This window comes from Demequina salsinemoris, from assembly GCF_000974805.1.
GTDB classification, from domain to species: domain Bacteria; phylum Actinomycetota; class Actinomycetes; order Actinomycetales; family Demequinaceae; genus Demequina; species Demequina salsinemoris.
Genome location: NZ_BBQZ01000005.1, coordinates 114,947 through 139,732, shown reverse-complemented (window position 1 = coordinate 139,732; position 24,786 = coordinate 114,947). Strand labels below are relative to the sequence as shown.

The window sequence follows — 24,786 nt, the reverse complement described above, 5'->3', positions numbered from 1 at the left end:
CGCTGATCGGCGCAATTGTGAGTGTTCACATTCGGCGCGCGCCCGTCGGAGCCGCGGCCGCGCGGAGAACGCGGAGGTCAGGACACCTGGCGTCGCCACTCGAGCATCGTCTGGGTGAGCACGCGGGAGGCCTCGGCGAGCGATCCGCCCGCCTCGAGCGCCGCAGCCGCGTCAGCGCGGTGCCCAGCCCCCACGAGCCTCAGCGTGGCCGCGGCCTCGCGGTGGAAGGCCGCGTGCTGCTGCCGGCTCGCCTCGTGATAGCCCGTCGCGTCCTGGCTCGCGTCGGACGCCAGCCAGCGGCCGAACGCGCACGCGTCGTCCCTGGCGACCGTCGCGAGGTCCTCGCCGTGTCGCCCTGCGTCGACCGCCTTGCGGACGCGCTTCTTCCACGCGCCGTGCGCGCCGATCGCGCGCGTGATCTGGCGCTCGGCCGAGACCTCTGTCGTGGCGGGCTCGGCGTACGTGAAGCGCGCGAGCAGCTCGCTCAGGTCGTCGGTCATGCGGGCGACGTCACCCTGTGCAGTGGTGGTGTCCGAGACGGCCTCGCTCGACGCCGAGGAGGCCTGCGCGATGCGGTTGATCGACTCCGCGATCGACTCCGCTCCCATCGCGGCCTCGGTCACGGACCTGCTCATCTCCTCGGTCACGGACGTCTGCTCCTCGAGCGCGACCGCGACCGCGCCCTGGCTCTCGCTCACCTGCTCGATCACGCCGGAGATGCGCCCGATCGCGGACGCGGCGGCGCCGACGCCCGACTGGATGGCATCGATGCGGCCGCCGATGTCGCCGGTGGCCTTGGCGGTCGCCTGCGCGAGGTCCTTCACCTCGGACGCGACGACGGCGAAGCCCTTGCCCGCCTCGCCCGCGCGCGCGGCCTCGATCGTGGCGTTGAGCGCGAGCAGGTTGGTCTGCTCCGCGATCTGGGTGATGAGCTTGACCACGTCCCCGATCTGGGCGGAGGAGTCTCCGAGCTCCGCGACCGTCGCGCTCGCCGTCTCGACGGCCTCGACGGCCTCGGCTGCCACGGCCGCGCCGGCGTTCGTGCTCGCGGCGATCTCGCGGATGGACGCGGACATCTCCTCGGTCGCGGTCGCGACGGTCTGAGCGCTCGTCGACACCTGCTGCGCGGAGGCGGCGACCGACGTCGCCTCTGTCGACGACGCGCTCACGCCCGCGGAGATCTGTGAGGTCGCGGCGGACAGCTCCTCCATGGCTGCTGAGAGGGCGAGCACGTCGTCGCCGATCGTGCCGATGCTCGAGCCGACGGTGTCGGCCATGCGGTCGTAGTCGCGCGCGAGAGGTGCGAACGGACCCCGCGTGGACGCGTCTGCGCGGCCGCCGAAGTCGCCCTCGGCGGCGGCCGAGAGAAGAGCCGCGAACTCCTGCCACGGTGCGCCGAGCTGCACGCTGAGCCACGACACCCAGCCGATCGGCATGAGGACTGCGGCCGAGCCGAGCACGAGGATCGTCGGGGACGCCCACGAGGGAGCGCCGTCGACGGAGCCGAGCGCGACGAGCGCCGCGATGGCGCCGGTGGCGGCGATGGTCGCGGTCACGGCCGCGCCAAGGATCATCTGTCCGCGGAAGCTGAGCATGGGCGGGAGGCTCCTCTCGACCCGGCGGCCTGCGGCCCCTTCCCCGCGTGGCGACCCTCCGTGGTCGCTCCCCCAGTCGGTCGCAGGCATGCGAACGCGCTAGGACCTTCGTCCCCAGATTCACGAACCGCGAACGATTTCCGACGCGTGCGCGCCCCGCTACCCTTGTACATGCGCGAATGCGCGAGGCCCTCGTAGCTCAGCTGGATAGAGCATCGGACTTCTAATCCGCAGGTCGCAGGTTCGAATCCTGCCGGGGGCACCTGTCATTACCAGGCGTGACGCTCGCCTGAACACCGGCGAGCCACCCCCTGAAACCCCATGTGTGCACGCGATCCTCCCCAAGCAACATCGCCCCGCCGCCGCACGTCTTCCACACACCTAGCTTTGCGCCCCGCGTGTCGCGGCCCCGATCCGCCTCGACACGCCGCAGGCAGAGCGAAGTGTGTGGAAGACGTGCGGGCCCGCAATGCCGGCGGCCAGGACGATGCGACAGCCAGGACGATGCGGCAGCCAGGACGATGCGAAGCGCACCCCACTCTGTCAGTCGAACAGCGGGAAGTTGTCCCTGAACAGACCCTCGGGATCCACCGCGCGCTTGATGCCGCGCAGGCGCGCGAGCGTCGCCTCGGGGAACGCCTCGGCGACCAGCGACGCATCGTCCCGCGACTCGAAGCTCACGTACAGGCCGTGGAAACGGGAGGCGAGCGGCCGCCACAGCGCGTCGAACGCGGGCGAGCCGGCGATCGCGGTGAGCGAGTAGCGGGCCCCGCGGTGCGCGTAGGCGGTCGCGTCGGCGGGGACGTCCGCGATCGCTCCGCCCACGGGCCTCAGCTGGAACCACGGTGTCGTTCCGGAGGTCAGGAGCGTGGCCGCGAGCGCGGCCGTGTCCTCGCCCAGCTCATCGAGCAGCCCCGAGCGGAAGCCCGGCTCGCCCTGGCCCTGGTGGGGCGTGTCGGGGGCGTTCGCGATGACGTCGGCGTACGAGCCGAGCTGGATCGACTGGTCCACGAGCGGCGCGATCGACGCGAACGGTGTGACCCGCTCGATGATCGTGTCCGGGTCTGCCGAGTCGACCATCCCGTACAGCCGCACGATCGGCGGCTGCCCCGGCCTCGGGGCTCCCGCCATGAGGAACAGCGTCGTGTCGCGCGGTGCGGCCTCGGTGACCTCGGCGTACCGGCGCAGGAAGCCCGCGGTGTCGGTTGCGTCGAACGCGAGCTGGACCCAGCCGACGTTCCCGACGGGCTGGGCCTCGAACTCGAACGCCACGACCACGCCGATCGCGAAGCCCGCGCCGCGCACGGCCCAGAACAGGTCGGGCCGCTCGGTCGCGGAGACGTGCACGAGCGTCCCGTCGGCCAGGACGACGTCGGCCGCCACCAGGTGGTCGATCGTCAGCCCGTGCTCGCGTCCCAAGAAGCCGATCCCGCCCGCGGTCGCGAGCCCGCCGACGCCCACGCCGCCGTAGTCGCCGCTCGTGATGGCCCACCCGTGCGGCTCGAGCGCGCGGGCCACGTCCTGCCAGCGCGCGCCGGGGCCGACGCGCACGCGCCGGCTGGCCTCATCGATCACCTCGATGGCGTCGAGCGCGCCCAGGTCGATCACGAGGCCGCCGTCGTTGGTGCTGCGCCCGCTGATGCCGTGCCCACCGGAGCGGATCCCGAACGGAAGATGGCGGTGGGCGCGCGCGAACGCGAGCGCGTCCGCCACCTGGAGGGCGGATTCGGGCCGCAGGACGATGCCGGGCGCGCCTCCTCTCATATAGGTCGAGCTCGCGGTCGGGTAGGCGAAGTCGCCGGGCTCGACCGCGCGTTCCCGCAGCGAGTCGGGGACGGCCTCGTAATCGATGCCGTCCCGCCGTGCGTCGAGCGCGCGCCGCGAACGCCCAGATGCCGGAGCGGTGCCGCGGCGCGAACGCTCCTCGGCGACGGCGTCCCGCACCGCGGGCGCCACCTCCTGGATGAAGCGCGCCATCGCCGTCGGATCGTCCGAGGCGACGATGAAGGTCGAGAAGCCGTGCGCGAGCGCGAGGTCGGACAGCTGAGCGACCGACTCGCGACCGCCGATGTTGAGGAGGCGCCGGATCTCCCCAGGATCGCGCCCCGCGCCCGCGGCCGCATCGTCCACGCGCGCGCTGTGCTCCCCGATCTCGTGGGGCTTCATGTACGCGAGGCTCGGGAGCCACCCGTGCGCCTGACGACCGGTGAGGCGCAGCATGCGCGGCTTGTACGCGCCCACCCAGATCGGGATCTCGTGCGCGGGCCGGGGCCCGCGCTTGGCGCCGCTGGCCGTGTAGTGGTCGCGACCGCGCAGCCCGCCGCGCTCCTCGGGCGACCACAGGCCGCGCATGAGGTCGATCGCCTCGGACAGCGCGTCGACCGCCTGCCCCGGGGTCAGCCTGCGTCCTCCCATCGCCTCGATCGGGTCCCAGAACCCGCCCGCGCCGAGGCCCAGGTCCAGGCGCCCGCCGCTCAGGAGGTCGAGCGAGGCTGCGGCCCGCGCCGCGACGAGCGGCTGGCGCAGCGGCAGGTTGAGCACGTTCGGCGCCAGGTGGATGGACTCGGTCGCGGCGGCGACGTACGAAAGCAGAGTCCACGTGTCGTGGAACGCGGGCTGGTACGGGTGGTCCTGGAAGGTGACCAGGTCGTAGCCGAGCCGTTCGCTCAGCTTCGCGAGCGCCACGGGCGCCTGCGGCTGCGCGTTGCCGGGTGTGATGAAGGTGCCGAAGGCGAGCGGGTGCCCGAGATCCATGCGGTGGGTGCTCCTCGAGGGTGGTGCAGATGCGTCGCCAGTGCCAACGCGCGCATGACGCGCATTAGTCCTGCGAGGCGCCCCGTCGCGGCCGGACGATGCGAGGCGCGGTCCCGTGGGAGGTACCGCCAGAGCCGGGTACTAGGTACCACGCCTCCCCCACGCATGGTTGGCTAGAGTTCGACGGACGGAACTCATCCGACCCCTGCGAGGTTCGCGGGGGTCGGCCGACGCACTGGTCGCCCCGGACCCTCGCCGCGCCATCGGCGGTCGGTCCCGCGGCGGCGGACAAGGATCGACGATGAAGATAGGGGTCCCGGCAGAGACCCGCCGCGGCGAGAGGCTGGTAGCCGCCAGTCCCGCCTCGGTCGCGCAGCTGATCAAGCTCGGCTACGAGGTGGTCGTGCAGGAGGGCGCCGGAACGGGCGCGTCCTTCCCCGACGAGCAGTACGTGGAGGCCGGCGCGACGCTCGTCACCGCGGCCGACGCATGGGGGGCGGACATCGTCACGTGCGTCAACGCACCGACGACCACGCAGATCAAGCAGCTCCGCGAGGGCGCGACCATCGTCGCGACCATGGCGCCGCAGTCCAACGAGAAGCTGCTCGCCGCGCTCGCCAAGAAGGGCGTGACGGCGCTCGCGCTCGACGCCGTGCCGCGCATCTCCCGCGCGCAGTCGATCGACGTGCTGTCCACGATGTCCAACGTCGCCGGCTACCGCGCCGTGATCGAGGCGGCCGAGGCGTACGGCGGCATGTTCACCGGCCAGGTCACCGCCGCCGGCAAGACCCGGCCCGCGACAGTGTTCGTCATCGGCGCCGGTGTCGCAGGGCTTGCCGCGATCGGCGCCGCGAGCTCGCTCGGCGCCCAGGTGCGCGCGTTCGACGTCCGGCCCGAGGTCGGCGAGCAGATCGGCTCGATGGGCGGAGAGTTCGTCGTCGCGCCCGAGGCGCAGCAGGAGATCAGTGCCGACGGCTACGCCAAGCCCCTCACCGAGGAGCAGCAGGCGGCGGCGATGGACGTGTATGCCCGCGAGGCTGCGAACGCCGACGTCGTCATCACGACGGCCCTCGTGCGCGGCTCGGCGCCGACCACCATCACCGCGGCCATGGTCGAGTCCATGAAGCCCGGCTCGGTGGTCGTGGACCTCGCCGCCTCCGGCGGCGGCAACTGCGAGCTCACGGTGCCCGGCAAGTCGATCACGACCGACAACGGCGTGGTGGTCGTCGGCTACACCGACCTCACGAGCCGCATGCCCCGGCACACCTCGACGCTGTTCGGCACCAACATCGTCCACCTGATGGCCCTGCTGACGCCGGGCAAGGACGGCGAGATGGTGCTGGATCTCGAGGACGTGGTCCAGCGAGGCATGACCGTCGCCCACCTGGGCGAGGTCATGTGGCCGCCGCCCGCCGTGTCGGTGTCCGCCGCGCCCGCCCCTGCCGCTCCGGCAGGCCCCACCGAGGAGGAGCTCGCCGCGAAGGCGGCTGCTGACGCCGCGGAGGCCGAGGCGAAGGCGAAGCGCCGCAACATGACGTACGGCCTCGGCGCCGTTGCTGCGCTCCTGCTGCTGTCGTTCGCCGACTCTGCGACCGTCCAGCACCTCACGGTGTTCGCGCTCGCGGTGATCGTCGGCTTCTACGTCATCAGCAACGTCAAGCACTCGCTGCACACCCCGCTGATGGCGCAGACCAACGCGATCTCCGGGATCATCCTGGTCGGCGCGCTGCTCCAGATCGGCTCCGCCGACCCGCTGGTCGCGACGCTGTCGTTCGTCGCGGCGGCCGTCGCGAGCATCAACATCTTCGGAGGCTTCCTCGTGACCTACCGCATGCTCGGAATGTTCAGGAAGGACGCGTGATGACGCTCACCTCGCTCGCCCAGGCCACGTACCTGATCGCCGCCGTCCTCTTCGTCCTGTCGCTCGCCGGCCTGTCCAAGCAGGAGACCGCGCGCCGGGGCAACATGCTCGGCATGGTCGGCATGGGCCTCGCGCTCGCCGCGACCGTCGTCCTGTCGCTCGACACGTCCGACCGCCCGCTCCAGGCGGCGCTGCTCATCGCCATGGTGTTCGCGATCGGCGCCTCCATCGGATTCTGGCGGGCTCGCACCGTCGAGATGACCCAGATGCCCGAGCTCATCGCGATGCTGCACAGCTTCGTCGGCGCGGCCGCGGTGCTGGTGGGCTTCAACTCCCACCTCACCGAGACGCACGCCGACGCCGTGCACCAGATCGAGGTGTTCCTCGGCATCTTCATCGGCGCGGTCACGCTCACCGGCTCGATCGTGGCCTACCTCAAGCTGTCCGCGAAGATGAAGTCGAGCCCGCTCACGCTGCCCGGCCGCAACTGGCTGAACCTCGGTGCGGTCGTCGCGAGCCTCGTGCTGATGTTCGTCTACATGGCCACGGGAAGCATCGTCCCTGTCCTGATCATGACCGTGATCGCGCTGCTGCTCGGCTTCCACCTGGTCGCCGCGATCGGCGGCGGCGACATGCCCGTCGTCGTGTCGATGCTCAACTCGTACTCGGGCTGGGCCGCGGCCGCCGCGGGCCTCATGCTGAGCAACGACCTGCTCATCGTCACCGGCGCGCTCGTCGGCTCGTCCGGTGCGATCCTGTCCTACCTCATGTGCAAGGCGATGAACCGCGCGTTCGTCTCCGTGATCCTCGGCGGGTTCGGTCAGGAGGGCGGCACCTCATCCGCCGCCGCCGAGCAGGGCGAGCACACCGAGGTCCAGGCCACGGACGTCGCCGAGATGCTCACCGGCGCATCGTCCGTCGTCATCGTCCCCGGCTACGGCATGGCCGTCGCCAAGGCCCAGTACCCGGTCGCCGACCTCGTGGCGAACCTGCGGGCGCGCGGCGTCGAGGTGCGCTTCGGCGTCCACCCGGTCGCCGGCCGCCTCCCCGGCCACATGAACGTGCTGCTGGCCGAGGCCAAGGTGCCCTACGACATCGTCCTCGAGATGGACGAGATCAACGACGACTTCCCCGAGACCGACGTCGTGCTCGTCATCGGCGCGAACGACGTCGTGAACCCGTCCGCGCTCGAGGACCCGGGCTCGCCGCTCGCGGGCATGCCCGTCATGGAGGTCTGGAAGGCCAAGCAGTGCATCGTCTTCAAGCGCTCCATGGCCACCGGCTACGCCGGCGTGCAGAACCCCTTGTTCTTCCGCGAGAACTCGGCGATGCTGTTCGGCGACGCGAAGGCCAAGGTCGAGGAGATCCTCACCGAGGTGCGCGCGAGCGAGGCCGCCAACGCCTGATCCGAACCAGTTCGCAAGGCCCCCTGTCCGACTCGGGCGGGGGGCCTCTGCCATACACGCGACAGATAGGGCTAGGGTGTCAAATATGACTGTCGACCCTCGCTTCGCTCGCAGCGCCACCGCGCTCGAGACCGCCGTGCTCCAGCTCGCCGCCGAGCGTCCCATCGAGGAGCTCTCCGTGAGCGAGATCGCTCGCGCGGCCCACGTCTCGCGCGCGACGTTCTACAACCACGCCGAGTCTCCCGAGGAGCTCCTGGGCCGCGTCCTGGCCGCGGGCCTCGACAGGGTGCGCGCCGACTTCCTGCGCGGCTTCGTGGGCGGCGACCTCGAGGCCGAGTGGCGCAAGTCGGAGATGGCGCTGCTCACGCACGTCGAGGAGCACCAGGACGTCTACCGCATGGCGCTCGCCCCCACCAAGGCCAATCGCGGCACCGCGATGCAGGCGATGCTCGCACGGCACATCGAGAGCTCGCTGCTGGACTTCGCCGAGGCGTCGGCACCGCACCGGTTCCAGGACCCGGGCGAGAGGCTCCACCTCGAGATGGAGGTGGCCTTCACGAGCCACGGCCTGGTCGGCGCGCTGCGGGCGTGGCTGCTCTCCCCCGAGCCGCGCGACCGCGACGCCGCATCGGACTTCCTCATCGAGGCCACGCCGCGCTACTGGTTCGATCTCGCCAACGCCCCGACGGCGTGACCGGACGCGGGTTCATCCCCGTCGGCGCGCGACTGTTCGCAAATCGCACGATGTACGACAGGATGGCCGCATGACCTCCACGCTGTTCAGTCCCCTGACGATCCGTTCCGTCGACTTCCGCAACCGCCTGTGGGTCAGCCCGATGTGCCAGTACTCGTGCGACGCGCAGGACGGCGTCCCCACGGACTGGCACCTCGTGGAGCTCGGCTCGTACGCCCAGGGCGGCGCGGGGCTCGTGATGGCCGAGGCGACCGGCGTGGTCCCCGAGGGCCGCATCACTCCGTGGTGCCCGGGGCTGTGGAGCGACGAGCAGCAGGACTCGTGGACGCGCATCGTCGACTTCATCCACTCGCAGGGCGCCAAGGCCGGCATCCAGCTCGCGCACGCGGGCCGCAAGGCGTCGAGCGAGCGCCCGTGGGTGGGCAACGGCACCGTGCCGAAGGACCAGGGCGGATGGACGACGGTCGCCCCCTCCCCGATCGCCTTCCCGGGCTACGACGAGCCGAACGGGCTCTCGTCCGACGAGATCAACGACATCGTCTACGCGTTCGGCCAGTCGGCGGCGCGCGCGCTCAAGGCGGGCTTCGACGTGCTCGAGATCCACGCCGCGCACGGCTACCTGGTCCACCAGTTCCTCTCCCCGCTGTCCAACGACCGAGAGGACGAGTACGGCGGCTCGATCGTCAACCGCTCGCGCCTGCTCCTGGCCATCGCGAAGGAGGTCCGCGCGATCGCCGGCCCCGACGTCCCCGTCCTGGTCCGCATGTCCGCGACCGACTGGATGGAGCCCGAGGGCTGGACCCTCGAGGACACCGTGACCGTCGCGACGTGGCTGCGCGAGGCGGGCGTCGACATGATCGACGTCTCGACCGGCGGCCTCGTCCCCGGCGCGCAGATCCCCACGGGCCCCGGCTACCAGGTGCCTCACTCGAAGGCGGTGTACGACCGCGCAGGGATCATCACCGGCGCCGTCGGCGAGATCGTGGACGCCAAGCAGGCGGACCTGATCATCTCCGAGGGCAAGGCGTCGGCCGTGTTCGCGGGCCGCGAGTTCCTCCGTGACCCGCACTTCCCGCTGCGCGCCGCGCACGAGCTGGGCGTCGAGATCGACTACTGGCCCAAGCAGTTCCTGCGCGGCACGTTCGCGGCTCGCCGCGTGCCGACCGACGAGGGCTGACTCACGCGCTGAGCGGCGCCCTGCGCAGGAGGAGCCAGCCGCCCGCCGCGCACACCGCCACAAGCGGCAGCGCCCACGTGGCGATCTCCGCGAGGGATGTCAGCGAGAGGAACTCCCACACGTCTCCCCACGCCCCGGCGGCGGTGATGCTCCACAGGAGGCCGACGACCGCGAACGCGAGGATCCCGAAGTACCAGTACAGCCCTCGCGCTCCCCATCGCACCCACACCGACGCGGAGAACGCGCCCACGGCGAACGCGAGCAGGAACCCGACGACGAACACGTAGGCGACGGTGACGAGAGGCGCGGTGTCGAGCGGGATAGGGGCGAAGAAGGCCGCGTTCAGCCACCACCCACCGGTGACACGCTCGAACCCGGCGCACAGCGTCAGCCCGATGGAGTACGTCACCGCGAGCATGCCGAAGAAGGCGAGCGTGCCCAGGTAGTAGTCGCGACGGTCGATCGACAGGCCCAGCGCGAAGCGGAACGTGAAGTGCATCGCCTGCACCGCGACGACGATCATGAACACGAAGACCCAGCTCACGGAGCCGCCGTGCTTGAAGGCGTCGTCGTCGATCGCCGACACGCCGCCCGCCGCGTAAGCGATCATCCCGTAGACGGCGAGGTTGACCGCGAAGATCACCGCGGTGACGATCCACGGCTGGATGAGCGTCAGGAACGGCCCCGCGAGATGGATCCGCAGGACAGCGCCGATGCGGCGGGCGAGGGGCGCGAGGTCGGGGACCGTTGCACCTGGGACGGATTCGATGGTGGTCATGAGGCGATCTCCTCGCGGACGGTGACGCCGGTGCGGCGCACGATGAGCTGCTGAAGCGAGACGGGAGCCAGCTCGAGGCCGGCGTCGACCGCGGCGCGGCGCAGGCCCTCGTCGGCGCTGTCGAGGGTGAGGGCGGCCGTGCCTCCGAGCGCCTCGCGGTGGAGCACGGCGTACCCGTTCGCGGTCTCCTCGACCACGCTCGCGGGGCCGACGATGCGCACGGCGGAGCCTCGCAGGGTGTCGGCGTCCTCATCGATGAGGAGCGCGCCCTTGTCGAGCACGAGGACGCGCTCGAACAGGTCTGCGGCCTCATCGATCAGATGCGTCGACATGACGATGACGCGAGGGTGCTCGCCGAAGTCCTCGATGAGTCGTTCGTAGAGCATCTGCCTCGCGACCGCGTCGAGCCCGGCGTACGGCTCGTCGAGAAGCGTGACATCCGCCCGCGACGCGAGCGCGACGATCGCGCCCACGGCCGAGCGCTGACCCCGCGACAGCTTCTTCATGTAGCGGTCGAGCGGCGCCTGGAACTCGTGGACCAGGCGGGCGGCGTACGCGTCGTCCCATCGCGGGTACACCGCCGCCGCTGCCCTGAGGACGTGACGCCCCTTGAAGCCCTCGGGGTACGCCTGCGACTCCTTGATGAACGCGACGCGGCCGAAGCCGTGCGCACCGGCGGCGGGGTCGTGGCCGTGCAGGAGCGCCCGGCCGGAGGTCGGGAGGTCCTGCCCTGTGAGCAGGTTCATGAGGGTCGTCTTGCCGGCACCGTTGCGTCCGAGAAGACCGTGGATGCCGGGCTCGTCGAGCCGGAAGGTGACGTCGTCGAGCGCGACGACATCCCCGAACCGTCGCGTGAGGCCCTGTGCCTCAAGGATCGCGCTCATCGCCCCATCTCCTTCGTGATCATCGCCGCGAGCTCGTCCGCGCCGATCCCCAGCGCCTGCGCTCGGGACACCAGCGGGGCGACGTGCTCCGCGGCGAACTCGCCTCGCCTGGCCTCCAGCAGGGCCCCGCGGGCCCCCTCGGTGACGAACATGCCCACTCCCCTCCGCTTGTGCAGGACCCCCGCATCGACGAGCCGGTTCACGCCCTTGAGCGCGGTGGCCGGATTGATGCGGTGGAAGGCCGCGAGCTCGTTGATCGAGGGCACCTGCGCGCCCTCGGGCATGGAGCCGTCCAGGATCGCGGACTCGAGCGCCTCGGCGATCTGCAGGAACAGCGGCCTTCCGTCGTCCATGCACCCTCCCTGTCAGTTAGTTACTCAACTAACTAACCATGCAACCATGTCCCCGTCAAGAGGAGATGTCGGCCCCACCCCCTAGAGTGAAGGCATGGCTTCTGATCAACTCGTCTGGATCGACTGCGAGATGACCGGGCTGGACCTCGAGAACGACGCGCTCGTCGAGGTCGCGTGCCTGGTCACCGACGCCGAGCTCAATGTGCTCGGCGAAGGGGTGTCCGTGGTGATCCGACCACCGGCCGGCGCGGTCGAGCAGATGAACGACTTCGTGACCAAGATGCATGAGACGTCCGGACTGCTGCCCGAGCTCGAGCACGGCACCACCATGGAGGACGCGCAGCAGCAGGTCCTCGCCTACGTCAACAAGCACATCCCCGCAGGCGCGCGCCCGCCGCTCGCAGGCAACACCGTCGGCATGGACAAGGCCTTCCTCGAACGCGACATGCCCCAGCTCATGGAGCGCCTCCACTACCGCGTCGTCGACGTCAGCTCGCTCAAGGAGCTGGTCCGCCGCTGGTACCCCCGCGTGTTCTTCCACGCCCCCGACAAGACGGGGAACCACCGCGCGCTCGGCGACATCCAGGACTCGATCGCCGAGCTGCGCTACTACCGCGAGACCGTGCTCGTCCCGCTTCCCGGACCGGATTCCGACGAGGCCCGCGCTTCGGCCGAGCGGGTCGTGCACCCCTCAGCCGAGGGCGCCGAGAAGGCGGCCGAAGCCGCCGATTGAGCCGAACGGTCCTCACCACCCGCTGCGGCACGGTACACTTTTCGCTGGCCCTTCTCTTGAGGGGCCGATGGTGGCTGTAGCTCAGCAGGTAGAGCATCGCGTTGTGGTCGCGAGGGCCGCGGGTTCAAGTCCCGTCAGCCACCCCATGGAGGTCGAGAGGCCCCCGGCTCAGGCCGGGGGCCTCTCGCGTCTCCGGGGCCGCCCTCTGAGGCGGCCGAACGCTATCGTGGTGCAGTGCACGCCCGCAGGGGCGACCGACCCAGGAGGTTCACATGTTCGCCGCACTGACCGGAGCCGGGCTCTCCGCGGCGGCGGGCCTCAACGCCTTCATCCCGCTCGTCATGGTGGGCGTGTTCGCGCGCTTCACCGACGTGATGCAGCTGCCCGAGCAGCTCATGTGGCTCCAGTCGTGGCCCGCGATCATCATCGGGCTCATGCTCCTCGCCGCCGAGATCGTGCTCGACAAGATCCCCGGCGTCGACACCGTGAACGACCTCATCCAGACCGCGGTGCGCCCGCTCGTGGGTGGCGTGATCTTCGCCGCGAGCGCGGCCGCCGCCGAGTTCGACGGCCACGTGTTCTGGACCGAGAACCCCCTCATCGCGGGCATCGTCGGCGCGGTGATCGCCGGCATCGTCCACGTGTCCAAGACCGCCTCCAGACCCACGATCAACGCGTCGACCGGCGGCACTGGGGCACCCTTGGCATCGTTCGCGGAGGACGCGATCGCGGTCGCGCTGTCGTTCCTCGCGATCTTCATCCCCGTGCTCGTCGTGGTGGTCTTCGTCGTCCTGATCGCCGCCCTGTACCGGATCGTCTCCAACGGCCGTCGCCGCCGCAAGCACAAGGGCCTCCTGCAGACGTCCAAGCGGCTCGAACGCGAGGCCGAGCAGCAGGCGGGACGCGGGTCTCGCCGCGAGCGCTGGAAGACCTGGACGAACGAGTACCGCGAACGGCTCGGATCGCGCGACAACGGCAACGGCAACGGCGACACGGACGATGCGTCCGACGCTGGGGACGCGGTCCCGCCCTCCTCGAAGGAACGGCCGGTCGGCTGACACGCCCACCTTCATGACACCAGGGCATCCCACCCGGTAGCGTCAGGAATGACGCACACGAGAGGATCCCACCGATGGACGTTCCCGCCGCACCCGCCGGCTACACCCGCCTGCTGATGAAGAGCAAGTTCGGAGCCGGTCGCGACTTCAAGGTGCTGGAGCCCGAGACCGAGGCGGAGCTCTACCTCGTCGACGGCAAGATCGGGATCCGCCCCAAGGCGGACATCCTCGACGCCTCCGGCGCCGTCGTGGCGTCCGTCCGCGGCGAGATGCTCGCCTTCCCCAAGCGCATCACCATCTCCGACGCCGAGGGCAGCCCCCTCGCCTATCTGCACGCGAAGCCGTTCTCCTTCATCAAGGACAAGATCGAGGTCATGCTCGAGGGCGGCAAGAGCCTCCTCATGGAGGGCAACCTCATCGAGAAGGACTACTCGCTCAAGGACGAGCAGGGCAACGTCGTCGTGCAGATCACCCAGAAGTGGCTGTCGGTCCGCGACACCTACACGCTCGACGTCGCCGACGGCTTCGACGTGCCGATCGCGCTCGCGCTCACCTGGTCGATCGACCGCTGGATCGAGCGCGACTGACGGTCGCGGGAACGACGAAGGCCCGGTCCATCTGGACCGGGCCTTCGTGTCTGGTACGCCCCCAGGGACTTGAACCCTGAACCCGCTGATTAAGAGTCAGCTGCTCTGCCAATTGAGCTAGAGGCGCTTGCGACGAGAGACAACATTAGCAGACGTCGGACGATCTGCGAAATCGGCGGGTCGGACCCGCTCCGGCGTGCTCTCAGCGCAACTCCTTGAGCCTCTCATAGGTCGCGGCGAGCACGATCAGCACGGCCCCGACGACCGCGAACGAGACCCAGCGAGGCACGAGCTGCTCGGCGACGAAGAGCTGCGCGAGGGCGACCGCTATCGATGTCCCCGCGGCCGCGACCGCGGGCGCGAGCCAGCGCAGCAGCACCGTGGCGAAGGCGAGCCCCGCGATCGCGAGCGTGAGCAGCAGGGTGCGGATCAGCGCACCCGGCTGGATCGCGAGCGCGACGACGCTGGGGGCGATCGCGAGCGCGAGCCCTCCCCCGACCGCCGTCACACTGGGCACCTGCGGGTCGCGCCGCATCCACGCGACGCCCTCGGCGAGCACCCACGCCGCGGGCAGCAGCGTGTACGCCTCGAGCGTGTCGATGCCGGCGCTGAGGATGAGCAGCCCCACGCCGACGCTCGCGTAGGCACCCGCGACCCAGCGCGACCATCGGCCCAGCTCGCGCCGCAGGACCAGCCAGGTGGCGGAGGTCACGAGCATCGTGAGCGCGACCGCGACCACCGCATCGCCGTGCGGCGCGACGATCGTCGCGACGACGGACGTGCCGGCGAGCCCGATCGCGGTGTCGCGCCGCGCGACGACGTCGAACCTCAGCATCACCGACAGCCCGACGCCGTACAGGCCGAGAGCGAGCGCCGACGCGACGGTCGGCGCGTCGGCTCCGATGCATGCGCTCCAGCCGGCGGCGGCGAGAGCCAGCGCGGCGCCATGGCCGTACGCGGCTCGTGGTTCCACCGCGCGGGCCGCGAGGGCTCCCAGGACGATGGCGGAGACGGTGAGCGCGCCCGCCTGCGCCCAGGCGTGCGGTCCGGCCCAGACGACCGCGGACGCCGCGAGCGCAAGGATGTGCGCCGGCCGCGGGCCGAGACGTCCCCACGGTCCCGTGGCCACGAGGGCCACGACGGCCACGAGCGCGGCGGTGGCCGCGACGGCCCAGGCCCACGCCTCGGGTGGCGCACAGAGCAGCGCGATCACGACCGCCGTACCGATGGAGGCGGCGTGCGTGCGCCACCACCGCGTCGACAGGAGCGCAAGTCCGAGGACAGCCACCAGCATCACTGGCGCGAAGGACGACGGAGCGCCGTCGCCCGAGTCCCACGCCTCGCCGAGGCGTGACGTCCACCGCCATCCTGCGATCGCGACGGCGGGAAGCGTGAGGATCGCCGAGGTCGCGAGGCCCAGGGCGGCCCTCGCGCGCGGCGCGGGGGTGAGCAGCACGAGCGCCCAGCATGCGGCCGCGCCTGCGGCCGCCGCGGCGAGGCTCGTGGCGAGCACGTCGTCGGTGGACGATGCGACGGTCGCCGGCACCACGACGGGCACGACCGCGGTCAGGGCTGGCAGCGTGATCATCGGGCGCCAGCGGGCGCCGAGCGCCAGCGCGGCGGTCGCGGCCAGGGCCACCGCGAGGCCTCGCCACAGGTCCAGATCCTGATCGGCGGCCTGGGCGAGCGCTGCGAGCGCGAGCACCGAGGTCCAGGCGGATGCGCCGACGAACGCCACTGTGCGGGCGCCGGGCCATGCCCACCACCAGGCCGACGCCGCGACCGCGACCGCCGCGGCGATACTCACGACCGAGGCGACGGTGACGTCCCCGACCACCGCATCGGCGGCCGGCGCGAGCTGGAGGGCGGCTCCCGTGAGCGCAAGCGCGCCGCAGGCCTCGAGCCACGCGGCGGCGGGCCCCAGCCCGGACTCGCCCGCGTCGACCCTCACGCGCACGGCGCCGGCGGCGAGCGCGGCCGCGACGAGCGTCGCCGCGAGCGCGGCGTGACCGCCGACGCCGTAGGCGAGGTCGGTGCCGAGCAGCCAGTCGGTCGCCTCAGCCGCCGTCGCGACGCCGGCGACCACCGCGCCTGCCGCTGCGGGCAGCAGCCCTGGAAGCGCCCACCTCCGCACGTCATGCGGCACGCGAGCGAGCACCCAGGCGGCGAGGGCAGCAGTGCCGACGAGCGCCGCGACGACCCATGACGCATCGTCCGCGAGGCGGAGCACCGTGGCTCCGGCCACGAGCGTGGGCAGCAGGACTGCGAGCCCGCTCAACGTTCGCGGGAAGCGCCGGACGAGCGCGAGAACGAGCGACAGAGGGGCGAACGCCGCGACCGCAGCCCACGTCACGTCCGACGACGCGTCCGCCCACACGACAGCTCCACCGACCGCCCCGACCACTCCGAGCGCGACGGACGCCACGAGCACCGTCTGGCGCGAGCCTCCGCGAGGCCAGGCGAGCGCGGCCACGGCGGCCAGGACGCCGACGGCGACGGCCGTCGCCGCCAGCGCCGCGGGCTCAGGCCTCGGCCACAGCACCGCCGTGGCTCCCGGAAGCGCCGCGACGAACAGCGCCGCGCCCGCGAGCAGCACATCGCCGGGTCGCACGCCCGCCGCCGGGCCTGCGGCCGGGGCAGGTGCCACGGAGGCGGAGAGCACCGGACCCGGTGCCGGCGCGTCCGCGGGCCCCCACAGACGCACGGCAAGAGTCGACAGCGCGGCGGCCATGAGGCCCGCCAGGAGCCACGAGAGATCCGACCTCGGCCCGGAGTCGGCGAGAAGCTCGGGCGTGCCACCGAGCACGATCAACGCCACGAAGGCCGCGCCCAGCGCGGCAGGCGCGAGCCCGATCGTGAGGCGGGCGCGATGCTCGGGCCGTCGGGTTCCCGCGAGCAGCGTCGCCGCGGACACGACAGCGACGAGGAGCATCGCGGCGCTGGGCTCGGAGAACGCGGTGGCGGACGCCGCCGCCGCTCCGGTCGCGACCGCGACCGCGGCAGGCAGCGCGATGCGCGGAGCGATCACCGCGAGGCCGATGCCGATCGCCGTCGGCAGCCACACCCAGAGGACCTCGGCTGAATCCCAGCCGCCGACTGCGGCGCCTGCCGCGACCAGGACCACCAGGCCCACCGCCGTGTACCGCAACGCGACACGGAGCACGCCCTCCAGCCACCAGCGCGACAGGGCGGCCATGGCCACGATCGCGGCGCATCCCCAGAGCGTCCACCCGCCGACTCCATGCTCGACGCCTCCGGCGATCGCTGCGCCGACGCCCGAGACGCCGAGCGCGACCGTCGAGGTGACCCCCACCCACGCGACGCCCCGGCGCGCGAGGGCGACGCCGGCGGCCGCGGCGACAAGCGCCGCCGCGGACGTGGTGAACAGCCCGAGCACGGTGAGCGCACGCGCGAGCGCCACCACGGCCGTGCCGGCGAAGGCCATCGACACGACGCCGACGGCGCCCGCGGACACCCCGAGACCCTTGCGGGTGAGCCACAGCGCGAGCCATCCGGTCGCACCGGAGAGCGCGAGCAGCAGCATCGCCTGCGCGGGCGGGAAGAACGTCTCCCACGTGACGGCGACGAAGACGACCGCGGATGCGACCAGGAGCGCCGCGCCGCCCAGTCCGAGCAGCATCGGCGCGGTGAGCGAGTCTCGCAGGGCGCTGCGCCGGTGCGGCACGGGTGCGGCGGGAGGCACCGGTGCGCTCGACGCCGGCGCGGGAGCGAGGCCGGGCGTGGACGCGGGAGCGGCGCCGGGAACGGGCTCCTGCCCGACGACCCGCGTCTGGTTGAGCGCGGCGACCGCGGACCCACGCTGATCGAGGGCGATGCGCCACCGCGCCGCGAGCGCGTCGTACTCGGCCCTGTAGCTCCCGATGCGCGCGTCGAGCTCGACGATCTCCGCGAACGCAGGGCCGGTCAGGTCGGCGTAGCAGCGCCGGCACCGAGCGCTGACCTCCGGCACGCACACGGCGCCGCAGATCGGACAGCGCACCTCGGACATCGTCTCGCCCATCACCCCTCCAGCCCTCTGGCGTCACAGTAGCGGGCGTGGCTCGGTGGCCGCGGGGACGTGTGGAGGGACACGCGGTGACGCGCCTGGCGGCCTCCGGACGCCCGTCCCCGGCACGGGGGAATCCCGCGCGCCCGGGTAGCGTTGGGGGCACCATGAGCGACAACCGACTGACCAAGGGCCAGGCCGCGCCGGACTTCACCGCGGCGACCGACACGGGCACGTTCACGCTGTCCGACCACCGGGGCGAGCACGTGATCCTGTACTTCTACCCCGCCGCGATGACGCCGGGCTGCACGACCGAGGCGTGCGACTTCCGCGACTCGCTCGACGCGCTGAACGCCGCGGGCTACACCGTGGTCGGCATCTCCAAGGACTCCCCCGCGAAGCTCGCGCAGTTCCGCGAGCAGGAGGGACTCACGTTCACCCTGGTCTCGGACGAGGACAAGTCCATCCAGGAGGCGTACGCCGCGTGGGGCGAGAAGAACAACTACGGCCGCACGGTGGTCGGCAGCATCCGCTCCACGGTGGTCGTGGACCCCGAGGGCGCGGTCGAGCTCGCGCAGTACAACGTCAAGGCCACGGGCCACGTCGCGAAGCTGCGACGCGACCTGGGGATCGCCTGAGCTACAGCTCCGCCGCCGCGGCGAGGACGCGCAGCTTGGCCTCGTCCGGCTGCGGCCAGGGCTCGCCGGGGGCGGCGATCAGGTAGCCCTGCGCGAGCGTCACGCCCGAGGCGATGAGGCGCTGTGCATCGATCATGTTCTCGACTCCCTCGGCCACGACGACGGCGCCCGCGCGCTTGGCCATGCCGATGATCATCGACACGAGCGCCTGGCGGCCCACGTCCTGCGCGACGCCGTCGACGATCACGCGGTCGAGCTTGAGCGCGTAGGGCTCGAGCTGGGCGATCTGGTGGATGACCGCGTAGCCGGCTCCCGCATCGTCGATCGCGGTGCGCGCTCCGCGCGCCTTGAGCTCCTCGACGGTGGGACCGATCTCGTCCCACGACCACGATCCGTGCTCGGTGAGCTCGACGACCACGTTCGACAGGTCCACGTGCTCGAGGAGCGCCTCGCGCACCTGGGTGCTCGCGATGGTGTCGGGCTCGAGGTTGAGGCCGAGGAGGGTTCCGGCCGGCAGCGTCGGGAGCAGTCCGAGCGCCTTGCGGAGCACGGTGGCTTGGAGGTCTGCGGCGAGCCCGTGCTCGCGCGCCCGTCCGAACCACACGTCGGGGCTCACGCCTCCGGCGTCCTCGTGGCTGAAGCGGGCGAGCGTCTCGTACGCGACCACCTGGCCGGCGGTGAGATCCACGACCGGCTGCACGTGGATGCCCACTCCGACACCCGCGATGGCGTCGTCGAGCAGCGTGGTCCAGCGCGCGTCGAACCCCGACGTCGTCAGCATTCCGTCTCCCTTCGCGGCCGTCCGTCGACCGCTCGCCACATGAGAGCCCCATCGGCACCGACGATGACGCGGAAAGGCTTTCGTGCGCCCGTTACACTTGGCGGCGCGCGCGAGTGGCGGAATTGGCAGACGCGCTGGATTTAGGTTCCAGTGCCTTCGGGCGTAGGGGTTCAAGTCCCCTCTCGCGCACTCTGGTCCAGGGACGATGCGAGGCTCGCCGTCCAGGGACGATGCGGGGCCCGCCCGGTGGCTCGGAGCCCGGGCCCTGTGGCCGGAGACGACGACGCGGGGCCGATCCGTGTGGATCGACCCCGCGTGATTCCGGCGGCCGAGGGCCGCGCGATCAGATCAAGCCTGCGACTCGTGCTCGGCGATCTTCTGGCGGACCTCGTCCATGTCGAGGTCCGATACGGCTCCCACGAGCTGCTCGAGGGCCGGGCCGGGCAGCGCGCCGGCCTGGTTGAAGACCATGATGCCGTCGCGGAAGGCCATCAGCGTGGGGATCGCGGTGATCCCGTACTTGATGCTGAGCTCCTGGTGGGCCTCGGTGTCGACCTTGGCGTGCACGACATCGCCGTGCGTCTCGGAGGACTGCTCGAAGATCGGCGCGAAGCGCTTGCAGGGACCGCACCAGTCGGCCCAGAAGTCGACGAGGACGATGCCGTCCTTGGCGACGGTCTCGTCGAAGGTGTCGGTGGTGAGATTGACGGTAGCCATGTTTCCTCTCTCGGCGTCTATATACCCTAGGGGGTATCCTAACGCACTTGCTACGGACTTCATTTCCCAATATCAGACTGTCACGCCCGGCGCGCATGTGCGAAGGGAGACTCGCGCCGGGGTACAACTGAGTCATGACGGACATGGCCGAACTGCCCCCCGAGCCGTCGGGCTGGCTCAGCGACAGAGAGCTGAACCACGTCCGAGGCGAGCTCCCTCTGCTGTACATCAACGCCGTTCCGGTGCGAATCAATCCCCACGGCGAGCTGACGCACGTCGGGCTGCTGCTGAGGGCCGACGACGACGGCATGATCTCCCGCGCGATCGTGGCCGGCAGGGTGCTCTACCACGAGACGATCCGCGACGCGCTGCTGCGCAACCTCGAGAAGGACCTGGGCCCCGTCGCGCTGCCCCGCCTGCCGCTCAACCCCACGCCGTTCTGCATCGCCGAGTACTTCCCCACGCGAGGCATCAGCAAGTACTACGACTCTCGCCAGCACGCGGTCGCGCTCGCCTACGTGGTGCCCGTCGACGGCGACTGCGAACCCAGCCAGAACGCGCTCGACATCGCCTGGTTCACCCCCGAGGAGGCGGCGTCCGAGGACATCGCCGCCGAGATGATGGGCGGCCAGGAGTCGCTCCTCAAGCAGGCGCTCGCCCACTGCGGCGTCCTGCCCTGAGCCGAGCACCGCATCGTCCCTGCGACGTGGCGCCGCGCGGACGCCGTGCCGCACCGCCCTATCTGCGCGGCACGCGTGCCGCGCAGCACTATCTGCGCGGCAGCAATGCCGCGACGTGCGGCGCGAGGGCGCGGAAGGCGCCGCCCCTGTGCGAGATCGCGTTCTTGACCTCGGGGTCCAGCTCGGCGTTGGTCACGCACTGACCCGAGGCGATGAAGATCGGGTCGTAGCCGAAACCGGCAGCGCCCGAGGGCTCGCGCGTCAGCCGACCGCCCATGATGCCCATCTCCGTGATCTCACGGCCGTCGGGGTGCACCATCACGGCCGCGCAGACGAACGCCGCCTGACGGTTCGCGTCCGGGATGTCCTCCATCTGCGCGAGCAGCAGCTCGAGGTTGGCCCTGTCATCGCCGTGGCGCCCGCTCCACAGCGCCGAGAAGATGCCCGGGGCACCGCCCATGACGTCCACGGAGAGCCCGGAGTCGTCAGCGATCGCGGGCAGCCCCGTGCGCTCCGCGAGGGCGCGCGCCTTGATCAGCGCGTTCTGCTGATACGAGATGCCCGATTCGACGGGTGCGGGGGCGTCGGCCTCGGCTGCGCTGAGCAGGTGTCCTCGCTCGAGGCCCGGAACGCGCTGACGGAGGATCTGGTAGACCTCGTCGATCTTGTGAGCGTTGTGGGTCGCGAAGGCGACGATCGGCTTGACCTTGCTGTCGTCGGCCATCCGCTCAGGCCCCCGCGAGCGCGTCGCGCTGGATCCGTGCGAGCTCCGCGTTGCCCGCGGTGGCGAGCGCGAGGAGCTCGTCGAGCTCCGCCTTGCTGAACGGCTTGCCCTCGGCGGTGCCCTGCACCTCGACGAAGCCTCCGCCCCCGGTCATCACGACGTTCATGTCGGTCTCGGCGCGAACGTCCTCCACGTAAGGGAGGTCGAGCATCGGGATGCCGTCGATGATCCCCACGGAGATCGCCGACACGGACCCCGTGAGCGGCTTCGCGTCGAGCGCGACCGCGCCGTTGGCGCGCCCCCACGCGATCGCGTCCGCGAGCGCCACGTAGGCGCCCGTGATGGCCGCGGTCCGGGTGCCGCCGTCGGCGTCGATCACGTCGCAGTCCAGGACGATCGTGTTCTCGCCGAGGGCCTTCACGTCCACCACGGCGCGCAGCGAGCGGCCGATCAGTCGCGAGATCTCCATGGTCCGGCCGCCGATCTTGCCGCGCACGCTCTCGCGGTCGTTGCGGGTGTTCGTGGCGCGCGGCAGCATCGCGTACTCGGCGGTCACCCACCCCTCGCCCGAGCCCTTCTTCCAGCGCGGCACCCCGACCGTGAACGACGCGGAGCACAGCACCCGCGTGCCCCCGAAGGTCACCATGCAGGAGCCCTCGGCGTTGGTCTGGAATCCCCGCTCGAGAGAGACGGGTCGAAGCTGGTCTGGGCGGCGTCCATCGGCGCGAGAGGTCATGAACCCCGAGACTACCCGCCGCGCACCCCAGCGCGGAATGCGCTGTTCGTCCCGGTTGTCCGCTACAGGTAGACCCGCATGCCCGCATGCGCGGCGCCGAGCGGCCCCGAGTACTCCCCGGCGGCCTCCGCGACCGCCTCGTAGGGCTCGATCCACGGCGGGATGTGGGTGAGCAGCAGGCGCCCGACTCCGGACCGCTGCGCGATCTGGCCGGCGCGCGCGCCCGTCAGGTGCATGCCGCGCGGCTGATCGTCGCGCTCGAGGAACGACGCCTCGCACAGCAGCAGGTCCGCGCCCTCAGCCATCGCCTCGAGACCCTCGCATGCGTCCGTGTCCCCCGAGTACGTGAGGACAGCGTCGCCGCCACGCTCGGACGGACCCTCGACACGGATCGCGTAGGCCGGGATCGGATGCTCGACCGCGGCGCACGTGAGCGTCATCGGACCGATCCTCACCGGCACGCCCGGCTGCCACGCGATCGTGGGCAGCACATCGGAGTGCTCGTCGACCCCGCGCAGCTCGGCGATCCTCCCCGCGAGCCCGAACGGCCCGTGCACCGGGACCACCGCGGGGCCGTCCGGATCACTGTACCTGAGGTACACGTCCATGACGGCGAGGTCGGCGCAGTGATCGGCGTGCGCATGCGAGATCGCGATCGCGTCGAGCTCGCGCGGGTCCAGATAGCGCTGGAGCGACCCCGCGGCTCCCGACCCGAGGTCCAGGACCACATGCCACGTCCGCCCATGCTCGTCCTCGGCCTCGACCAGGTAGCAGGACGATGCGGAGGCGGGGCCGGGCACCGACCCCGACGCGCCGACGATCACGAGCCTCACGGCAGAGGCTCCGCCGCGGTTCCCAGCGGCTCGGACACGCTCTCCAACGGCTCCACGGTGCCCACGATCGGACCGAGGAAGCGCTGCGCGAGCGCCTCGAACCTGTCGCGCTCCCCCGTCGCGAAGAAGCGATGCTCGGGGATCGCGTCGGGCGACCGCTCGAGCCCTGCCTTCACGAGGGCGCGGTACACGTCGAGCGCGGTCTCGCGCGCGGAGTCGACGAGCGTCACCTCGGGGCCCATGACGTAACCGATCGCGCCGGCGAGCATCGGGTAGTGGGTGCAGCCGAGGATCACGGTGTCGACCTGCGCCGCCTTGAGGGGCGCCAGGTACTCCTCGGCCACCTCGATGACCTCGCGGCCGGAGGTGACACCCGCCTCCACGAGCTCGACGAACCTGGGGCAGGCCTGCGGCGTGACCTTGATGGACGGCGCGGCGGCGAGCGCGTCGGAGTAGGCGCCCGACGTCATCGTCGCGACGGTGCCGATCACTCCCACGCGCCCCTCCTTGGTGAGCGCCGCGGCACGACGTGCGGCCGGGATGATCACCTCGACCACGGGGACGCCCCGCTCGCGCGAGAAGCGCTCGCGCGCGTCGCGGAGCACCGCCGCGGACGCGGTGTTGCACGCGATCACGAGCATCTTCACGCCGTCCTCGACGAGCTTGTCCATGATGTCGAGCGCGTGCTGGCGGACCTCCTGGATGGGCAGCGGGCCGTACGGTCCGTACTCGGTGTCACCGACGTAGTGGATCGACTCGTGGGGAAGCATGTCCATGATCGCGCGGGCGACCGTGAGGCCCCCGACTCCCGAGTCGAACACCCCGATAGGCGCGTCAGACATCGTCCTCCTGTCCCGCCGCGAGGCAGCTCACGAGCGTCTCCTGAAGCCAGCTGAGCGCCTGGTAGAGCATGCCCAGCCAGACCCTCTCGTGATCGACCGGCGCCTCCTCGTCCTCGTCGAGCGCGCGCACCCCCGCATCGATCTCGGCGTGGAGCCTGTCCACGTCGGCGTCCGTGTCGAGCCCGAGGCGTGTGGCGAGCACGAGGCGCACATCGGTGAGCGCCGCGGCCGTCGGGGCCGCCTCGGCGAGCGGCAGCGTCCACTCCTCGCCGTCGGCGGACAGCTGCTCCCACATGGTCCGCAGCCGCTCGACCTTGAGGGACCGCAGGTCGCCCTCGGTGAGGCGGCGGAACTCGTCGGAGATCTCCTCGTCGTCGGGAGCCGCGTTCGGCAGGAGCCTCAGCACCGCGGGATCCGTCGGCGCGGAGGCCTTCGCCCCCAGGTCGCCGAGGCCGGCGAACGGATCGTCCGGCGCGACCGCATCGTCCGGGTCCTCCGTGCCGAACCGGACCTCGCCCAGCAGGAGGCCGACGTCGGCGACGATCCGCGCGATGACGGTCCGCTCCTCCTCGTCCATGAGCGCGGTGGCGTGGTCGCCATCGCGCTCGAAGCCCCTCACTCGCCGCTCCGCTGCAGCGTGGCCCAGAGCCCGTACGAGTGCATCGCCTGCACGTCGACCTCCATCCGCTCACGGCTTCCCGAGCTCACGACGGAGCGACCGCGCTCGTGCACCTCGCGCATCCGCTGCTCGGCGACGGCGCGCGTGAAGCCGAAGTGGGTCTGGAAGACCCACGTCACGTACGACATGAGGTTGACGGGGTCGTTCCAGACGATCGTCACCCAGGCGTCATCCGACCTGGTCGCCACGTTTCCCTCGGGGGAGAGATCCTCCTGGAATTCCACACGCCCAGCCTACGGGGATCACCCGAAAACGGACACGAGGCGCGCG

General features: G+C 71.4%; 23 protein-coding genes and 4 tRNA genes. 12 read left to right on the top strand and 15 right to left on the bottom strand.

The features are described 5' to 3' along the window. Nucleotides 1–77: 77 nt before the first annotated feature. Entirely contained in the window at nt 78–1,595 is a 1,518-nt protein-coding gene (locus AOP78_RS10775) for a methyl-accepting chemotaxis protein (RefSeq protein ID WP_062204273.1), read from the bottom strand. Nucleotides 1,596–1,783: 188 nt separating this feature from the next. Here AOP78_RS10775 and AOP78_RS10770 point away from each other — a divergent pair. Beyond that, a tRNA-Arg gene (locus AOP78_RS10770) sits at nt 1,784–1,857 on the top strand. A 281-nt stretch (nt 1,858–2,138) separates the two neighbouring features. Here the strand turns inward: AOP78_RS10770 and AOP78_RS10765 are convergent. Then, nucleotides 2,139–4,349 (bottom strand): LLM class flavin-dependent oxidoreductase, encoded by a 2,211-nt coding sequence (locus AOP78_RS10765; RefSeq protein ID WP_062204269.1) that lies wholly within the window; start codon nt 4,347–4,349, stop codon nt 2,139–2,141. A gap of 301 nt (nt 4,350–4,650) precedes the next feature. Between AOP78_RS10765 and AOP78_RS10760 the strand changes: the two genes are divergently transcribed. From AOP78_RS10760 to AOP78_RS10745, 4 genes are all read left to right on the top strand, one after another. Next, nucleotides 4,651–6,210: a Re/Si-specific NAD(P)(+) transhydrogenase subunit alpha gene (locus tag AOP78_RS10760; protein ID WP_062204266.1), complete on the top strand. Its 1,560-nt coding sequence runs from the start codon at nt 4,651–4,653 to the stop codon at nt 6,208–6,210. Then, nucleotides 6,210–7,616: a Re/Si-specific NAD(P)(+) transhydrogenase subunit beta gene (gene pntB, locus AOP78_RS10755; RefSeq protein WP_062204263.1), complete on the top strand. Its 1,407-nt coding sequence runs from the start codon at nt 6,210–6,212 to the stop codon at nt 7,614–7,616. Before AOP78_RS10760 ends, pntB begins: the two co-directional genes overlap by 1 nt. 85 nt (nt 7,617–7,701) lie before the next feature. After that, nucleotides 7,702–8,310 carry a TetR/AcrR family transcriptional regulator gene (locus tag AOP78_RS10750; protein WP_062204258.1) on the top strand — a complete coding sequence of 203 codons (609 nt, stop codon included), beginning with the start codon at nt 7,702–7,704 and terminating at the stop codon, nt 8,308–8,310. 70 nt (nt 8,311–8,380) lie between these two features. Beyond that, nucleotides 8,381–9,487 (top strand): NADH:flavin oxidoreductase/NADH oxidase, encoded by a 1,107-nt coding sequence (locus tag AOP78_RS10745; RefSeq protein ID WP_062204256.1) that lies wholly within the window; start codon nt 8,381–8,383, stop codon nt 9,485–9,487. 1 nt (nt 9,488) lies between these two features. On the opposite strand, the gene AOP78_RS10740 is transcribed toward AOP78_RS10745, so the two are convergent. The 3 genes from AOP78_RS10740 to AOP78_RS10730 are packed head-to-tail and all read right to left on the bottom strand — an operon-like array spanning nt 9,489 to nt 11,502. Next, on the bottom strand, nt 9,489–10,265 hold the full coding sequence (locus tag AOP78_RS10740) for a hypothetical protein (protein WP_062204254.1): 777 nt from the start codon (nt 10,263–10,265) through the stop codon (nt 9,489–9,491). Beyond that, on the bottom strand, nt 10,262–11,149 hold the full coding sequence (locus AOP78_RS10735) for an ABC transporter ATP-binding protein (RefSeq protein ID WP_062204251.1): 888 nt from the start codon (nt 11,147–11,149) through the stop codon (nt 10,262–10,264). Before AOP78_RS10735 ends, AOP78_RS10740 begins: the two co-directional genes overlap by 4 nt. Beyond that, a complete protein-coding gene (locus AOP78_RS10730; RefSeq protein ID WP_062204246.1) occupies nt 11,146–11,502 on the bottom strand; it encodes a GntR family transcriptional regulator in 357 nt (118 codons plus the stop codon). The genes AOP78_RS10735 and AOP78_RS10730 overlap by 4 nt, the downstream gene beginning before the upstream one ends. 94 nt (nt 11,503–11,596) lie before the next feature. Between AOP78_RS10730 and orn the strand changes: the two genes are divergently transcribed. The 4 genes from orn to AOP78_RS10710 all read left to right on the top strand — a co-directional run bounded on the left by orn (nt 11,597) and on the right by AOP78_RS10710 (nt 13,880). After that, complete coding sequence (gene orn / locus AOP78_RS10725) at nt 11,597–12,235, top strand: oligoribonuclease (RefSeq protein ID WP_062204243.1); 639 nt, start codon at nt 11,597–11,599, stop codon at nt 12,233–12,235. A gap of 70 nt (nt 12,236–12,305) precedes the next feature. Further along, nucleotides 12,306–12,381 (top strand) — tRNA-His (locus AOP78_RS10720). Between the two features lie 126 nt (nt 12,382–12,507). Further along, nucleotides 12,508–13,293, top strand: coding sequence for a DUF4126 domain-containing protein (locus tag AOP78_RS10715; protein WP_083980039.1), 786 nt, complete (start codon nt 12,508–12,510; stop codon nt 13,291–13,293). Between the two features lie 74 nt (nt 13,294–13,367). Beyond that, a complete protein-coding gene (locus AOP78_RS10710; RefSeq protein ID WP_062204238.1) occupies nt 13,368–13,880 on the top strand; it encodes an LURP-one-related/scramblase family protein in 513 nt (170 codons plus the stop codon). A 51-nt stretch (nt 13,881–13,931) separates the two neighbouring features. Here the strand turns inward: AOP78_RS10710 and AOP78_RS10705 are convergent. Further along, nucleotides 13,932–14,007 (bottom strand) — tRNA-Lys (locus tag AOP78_RS10705). A gap of 75 nt (nt 14,008–14,082) precedes the next feature. Further along, a complete protein-coding gene (locus AOP78_RS10700) occupies nt 14,083–17,901 on the bottom strand; it encodes an SCO7613 C-terminal domain-containing membrane protein (RefSeq protein WP_062204236.1) in 3,819 nt (1,272 codons plus the stop codon). A gap of 152 nt (nt 17,902–18,053) precedes the next feature. Here AOP78_RS10700 and AOP78_RS10695 point away from each other — a divergent pair, with 152 nt between their 5' ends. Further along, a complete protein-coding gene (locus tag AOP78_RS10695; RefSeq protein WP_062204232.1) occupies nt 18,054–18,524 on the top strand; it encodes a peroxiredoxin in 471 nt (156 codons plus the stop codon). Between the two features lies 1 nt (nt 18,525). Here AOP78_RS10695 and AOP78_RS10690 read toward each other — a convergent pair whose 3' ends face one another. Further along, nucleotides 18,526–19,305, bottom strand: coding sequence for an EAL domain-containing protein (locus AOP78_RS10690; RefSeq protein WP_062204229.1), 780 nt, complete (start codon nt 19,303–19,305; stop codon nt 18,526–18,528). A gap of 107 nt (nt 19,306–19,412) precedes the next feature. Here AOP78_RS10690 and AOP78_RS10685 point away from each other — a divergent pair. Then, nucleotides 19,413–19,494 (top strand) — tRNA-Leu (locus AOP78_RS10685). Between the two features lie 159 nt (nt 19,495–19,653). Here AOP78_RS10685 and trxA read toward each other — a convergent pair. After that, nucleotides 19,654–20,022 (bottom strand): thioredoxin, encoded by a 369-nt coding sequence (gene trxA, locus AOP78_RS10680; RefSeq protein ID WP_062204226.1) that lies wholly within the window; start codon nt 20,020–20,022, stop codon nt 19,654–19,656. Nucleotides 20,023–20,156: 134 nt separating this feature from the next. Here trxA and AOP78_RS10675 point away from each other — a divergent pair, with 134 nt between their 5' ends. Beyond that, entirely contained in the window at nt 20,157–20,702 is a 546-nt protein-coding gene (locus AOP78_RS10675; protein WP_062204223.1) for an NUDIX hydrolase family protein, read from the top strand. Nucleotides 20,703–20,790: 88 nt separating this feature from the next. On the opposite strand, the gene rdgB is transcribed toward AOP78_RS10675, so the two are convergent. The 6 genes from rdgB to clpS form a co-directional block, all read right to left on the bottom strand. Beyond that, on the bottom strand, nt 20,791–21,426 hold the full coding sequence (rdgB, locus tag AOP78_RS10670; RefSeq protein ID WP_062204220.1) for an RdgB/HAM1 family non-canonical purine NTP pyrophosphatase: 636 nt from the start codon (nt 21,424–21,426) through the stop codon (nt 20,791–20,793). A gap of 4 nt (nt 21,427–21,430) precedes the next feature. After that, entirely contained in the window at nt 21,431–22,162 is a 732-nt protein-coding gene (rph, locus tag AOP78_RS10665) for a ribonuclease PH (RefSeq protein ID WP_062204217.1), read from the bottom strand. 62 nt (nt 22,163–22,224) lie between these two features. Continuing rightward, nucleotides 22,225–22,995, bottom strand: coding sequence for an MBL fold metallo-hydrolase (locus tag AOP78_RS10660; RefSeq protein WP_062204214.1), 771 nt, complete (start codon nt 22,993–22,995; stop codon nt 22,225–22,227). Next, complete coding sequence (gene murI, locus AOP78_RS10655; RefSeq protein WP_062204211.1) at nt 22,992–23,837, bottom strand: glutamate racemase; 846 nt, start codon at nt 23,835–23,837, stop codon at nt 22,992–22,994. The genes AOP78_RS10660 and murI overlap by 4 nt, the downstream gene beginning before the upstream one ends. Further along, nucleotides 23,830–24,456: a DUF2017 family protein gene (locus AOP78_RS10650; RefSeq protein WP_062204208.1), complete on the bottom strand. Its 627-nt coding sequence runs from the start codon at nt 24,454–24,456 to the stop codon at nt 23,830–23,832. Before AOP78_RS10650 ends, murI begins: the two co-directional genes overlap by 8 nt. After that, nucleotides 24,453–24,740: an ATP-dependent Clp protease adapter ClpS gene (gene clpS, locus AOP78_RS10645; protein WP_062204205.1), complete on the bottom strand. Its 288-nt coding sequence runs from the start codon at nt 24,738–24,740 to the stop codon at nt 24,453–24,455. The genes AOP78_RS10650 and clpS overlap by 4 nt, the downstream gene beginning before the upstream one ends. Between the last annotated feature and the right edge of the window lie 46 nt (nt 24,741–24,786).

Excerpts from the sequence above, each read along its gene's own strand:
- murI (WP_062204211.1), bottom strand. The coding sequence starts at position 23,837 with ATGTCTGACGCGCCTATCGGGGTGTTCGACTCGGGAGTCGGGGGCCTC.
- orn (WP_062204243.1), top strand. The coding sequence starts at position 11,597 with ATGGCTTCTGATCAACTCGTCTGGATCGACTGCGAGATGACCGGGCTG.
- AOP78_RS10760 (WP_062204266.1), top strand. The coding sequence starts at position 4,651 with ATGAAGATAGGGGTCCCGGCAGAGACCCGCCGCGGCGAGAGGCTGGTA.
- rdgB (WP_062204220.1), bottom strand. The coding sequence starts at position 21,426 with ATGGCCGACGACAGCAAGGTCAAGCCGATCGTCGCCTTCGCGACCCAC.
- AOP78_RS10715 (WP_083980039.1), top strand. The coding sequence starts at position 12,508 with ATGTTCGCCGCACTGACCGGAGCCGGGCTCTCCGCGGCGGCGGGCCTC.
- AOP78_RS10695 (WP_062204232.1), top strand. The coding sequence starts at position 18,054 with ATGAGCGACAACCGACTGACCAAGGGCCAGGCCGCGCCGGACTTCACC.
- AOP78_RS10735 (WP_062204251.1), bottom strand. The coding sequence starts at position 11,149 with ATGAGCGCGATCCTTGAGGCACAGGGCCTCACGCGACGGTTCGGGGAT.
- AOP78_RS10765 (WP_062204269.1), bottom strand. The coding sequence starts at position 4,349 with ATGGATCTCGGGCACCCGCTCGCCTTCGGCACCTTCATCACACCCGGC.
- AOP78_RS10745 (WP_062204256.1), top strand. The coding sequence starts at position 8,381 with ATGACCTCCACGCTGTTCAGTCCCCTGACGATCCGTTCCGTCGACTTC.
- AOP78_RS10710 (WP_062204238.1), top strand. The coding sequence starts at position 13,368 with ATGGACGTTCCCGCCGCACCCGCCGGCTACACCCGCCTGCTGATGAAG.
- AOP78_RS10700 (WP_062204236.1), bottom strand. The coding sequence starts at position 17,901 with ATGGGCGAGACGATGTCCGAGGTGCGCTGTCCGATCTGCGGCGCCGTG.
- AOP78_RS10740 (WP_062204254.1), bottom strand. The coding sequence starts at position 10,265 with ATGACCACCATCGAATCCGTCCCAGGTGCAACGGTCCCCGACCTCGCG.
- AOP78_RS10730 (WP_062204246.1), bottom strand. The coding sequence starts at position 11,502 with ATGGACGACGGAAGGCCGCTGTTCCTGCAGATCGCCGAGGCGCTCGAG.
- pntB (WP_062204263.1), top strand. The coding sequence starts at position 6,210 with ATGACGCTCACCTCGCTCGCCCAGGCCACGTACCTGATCGCCGCCGTC.
- AOP78_RS10690 (WP_062204229.1), bottom strand. The coding sequence starts at position 19,305 with ATGCTGACGACGTCGGGGTTCGACGCGCGCTGGACCACGCTGCTCGAC.
- rph (WP_062204217.1), bottom strand. The coding sequence starts at position 22,162 with ATGACCTCTCGCGCCGATGGACGCCGCCCAGACCAGCTTCGACCCGTC.
- AOP78_RS10675 (WP_062204223.1), top strand. The coding sequence starts at position 20,157 with ATGACGGACATGGCCGAACTGCCCCCCGAGCCGTCGGGCTGGCTCAGC.
- AOP78_RS10750 (WP_062204258.1), top strand. The coding sequence starts at position 7,702 with ATGACTGTCGACCCTCGCTTCGCTCGCAGCGCCACCGCGCTCGAGACC.
- trxA (WP_062204226.1), bottom strand. The coding sequence starts at position 20,022 with ATGGCTACCGTCAATCTCACCACCGACACCTTCGACGAGACCGTCGCC.
- AOP78_RS10775 (WP_062204273.1), bottom strand. The coding sequence starts at position 1,595 with ATGCTCAGCTTCCGCGGACAGATGATCCTTGGCGCGGCCGTGACCGCG.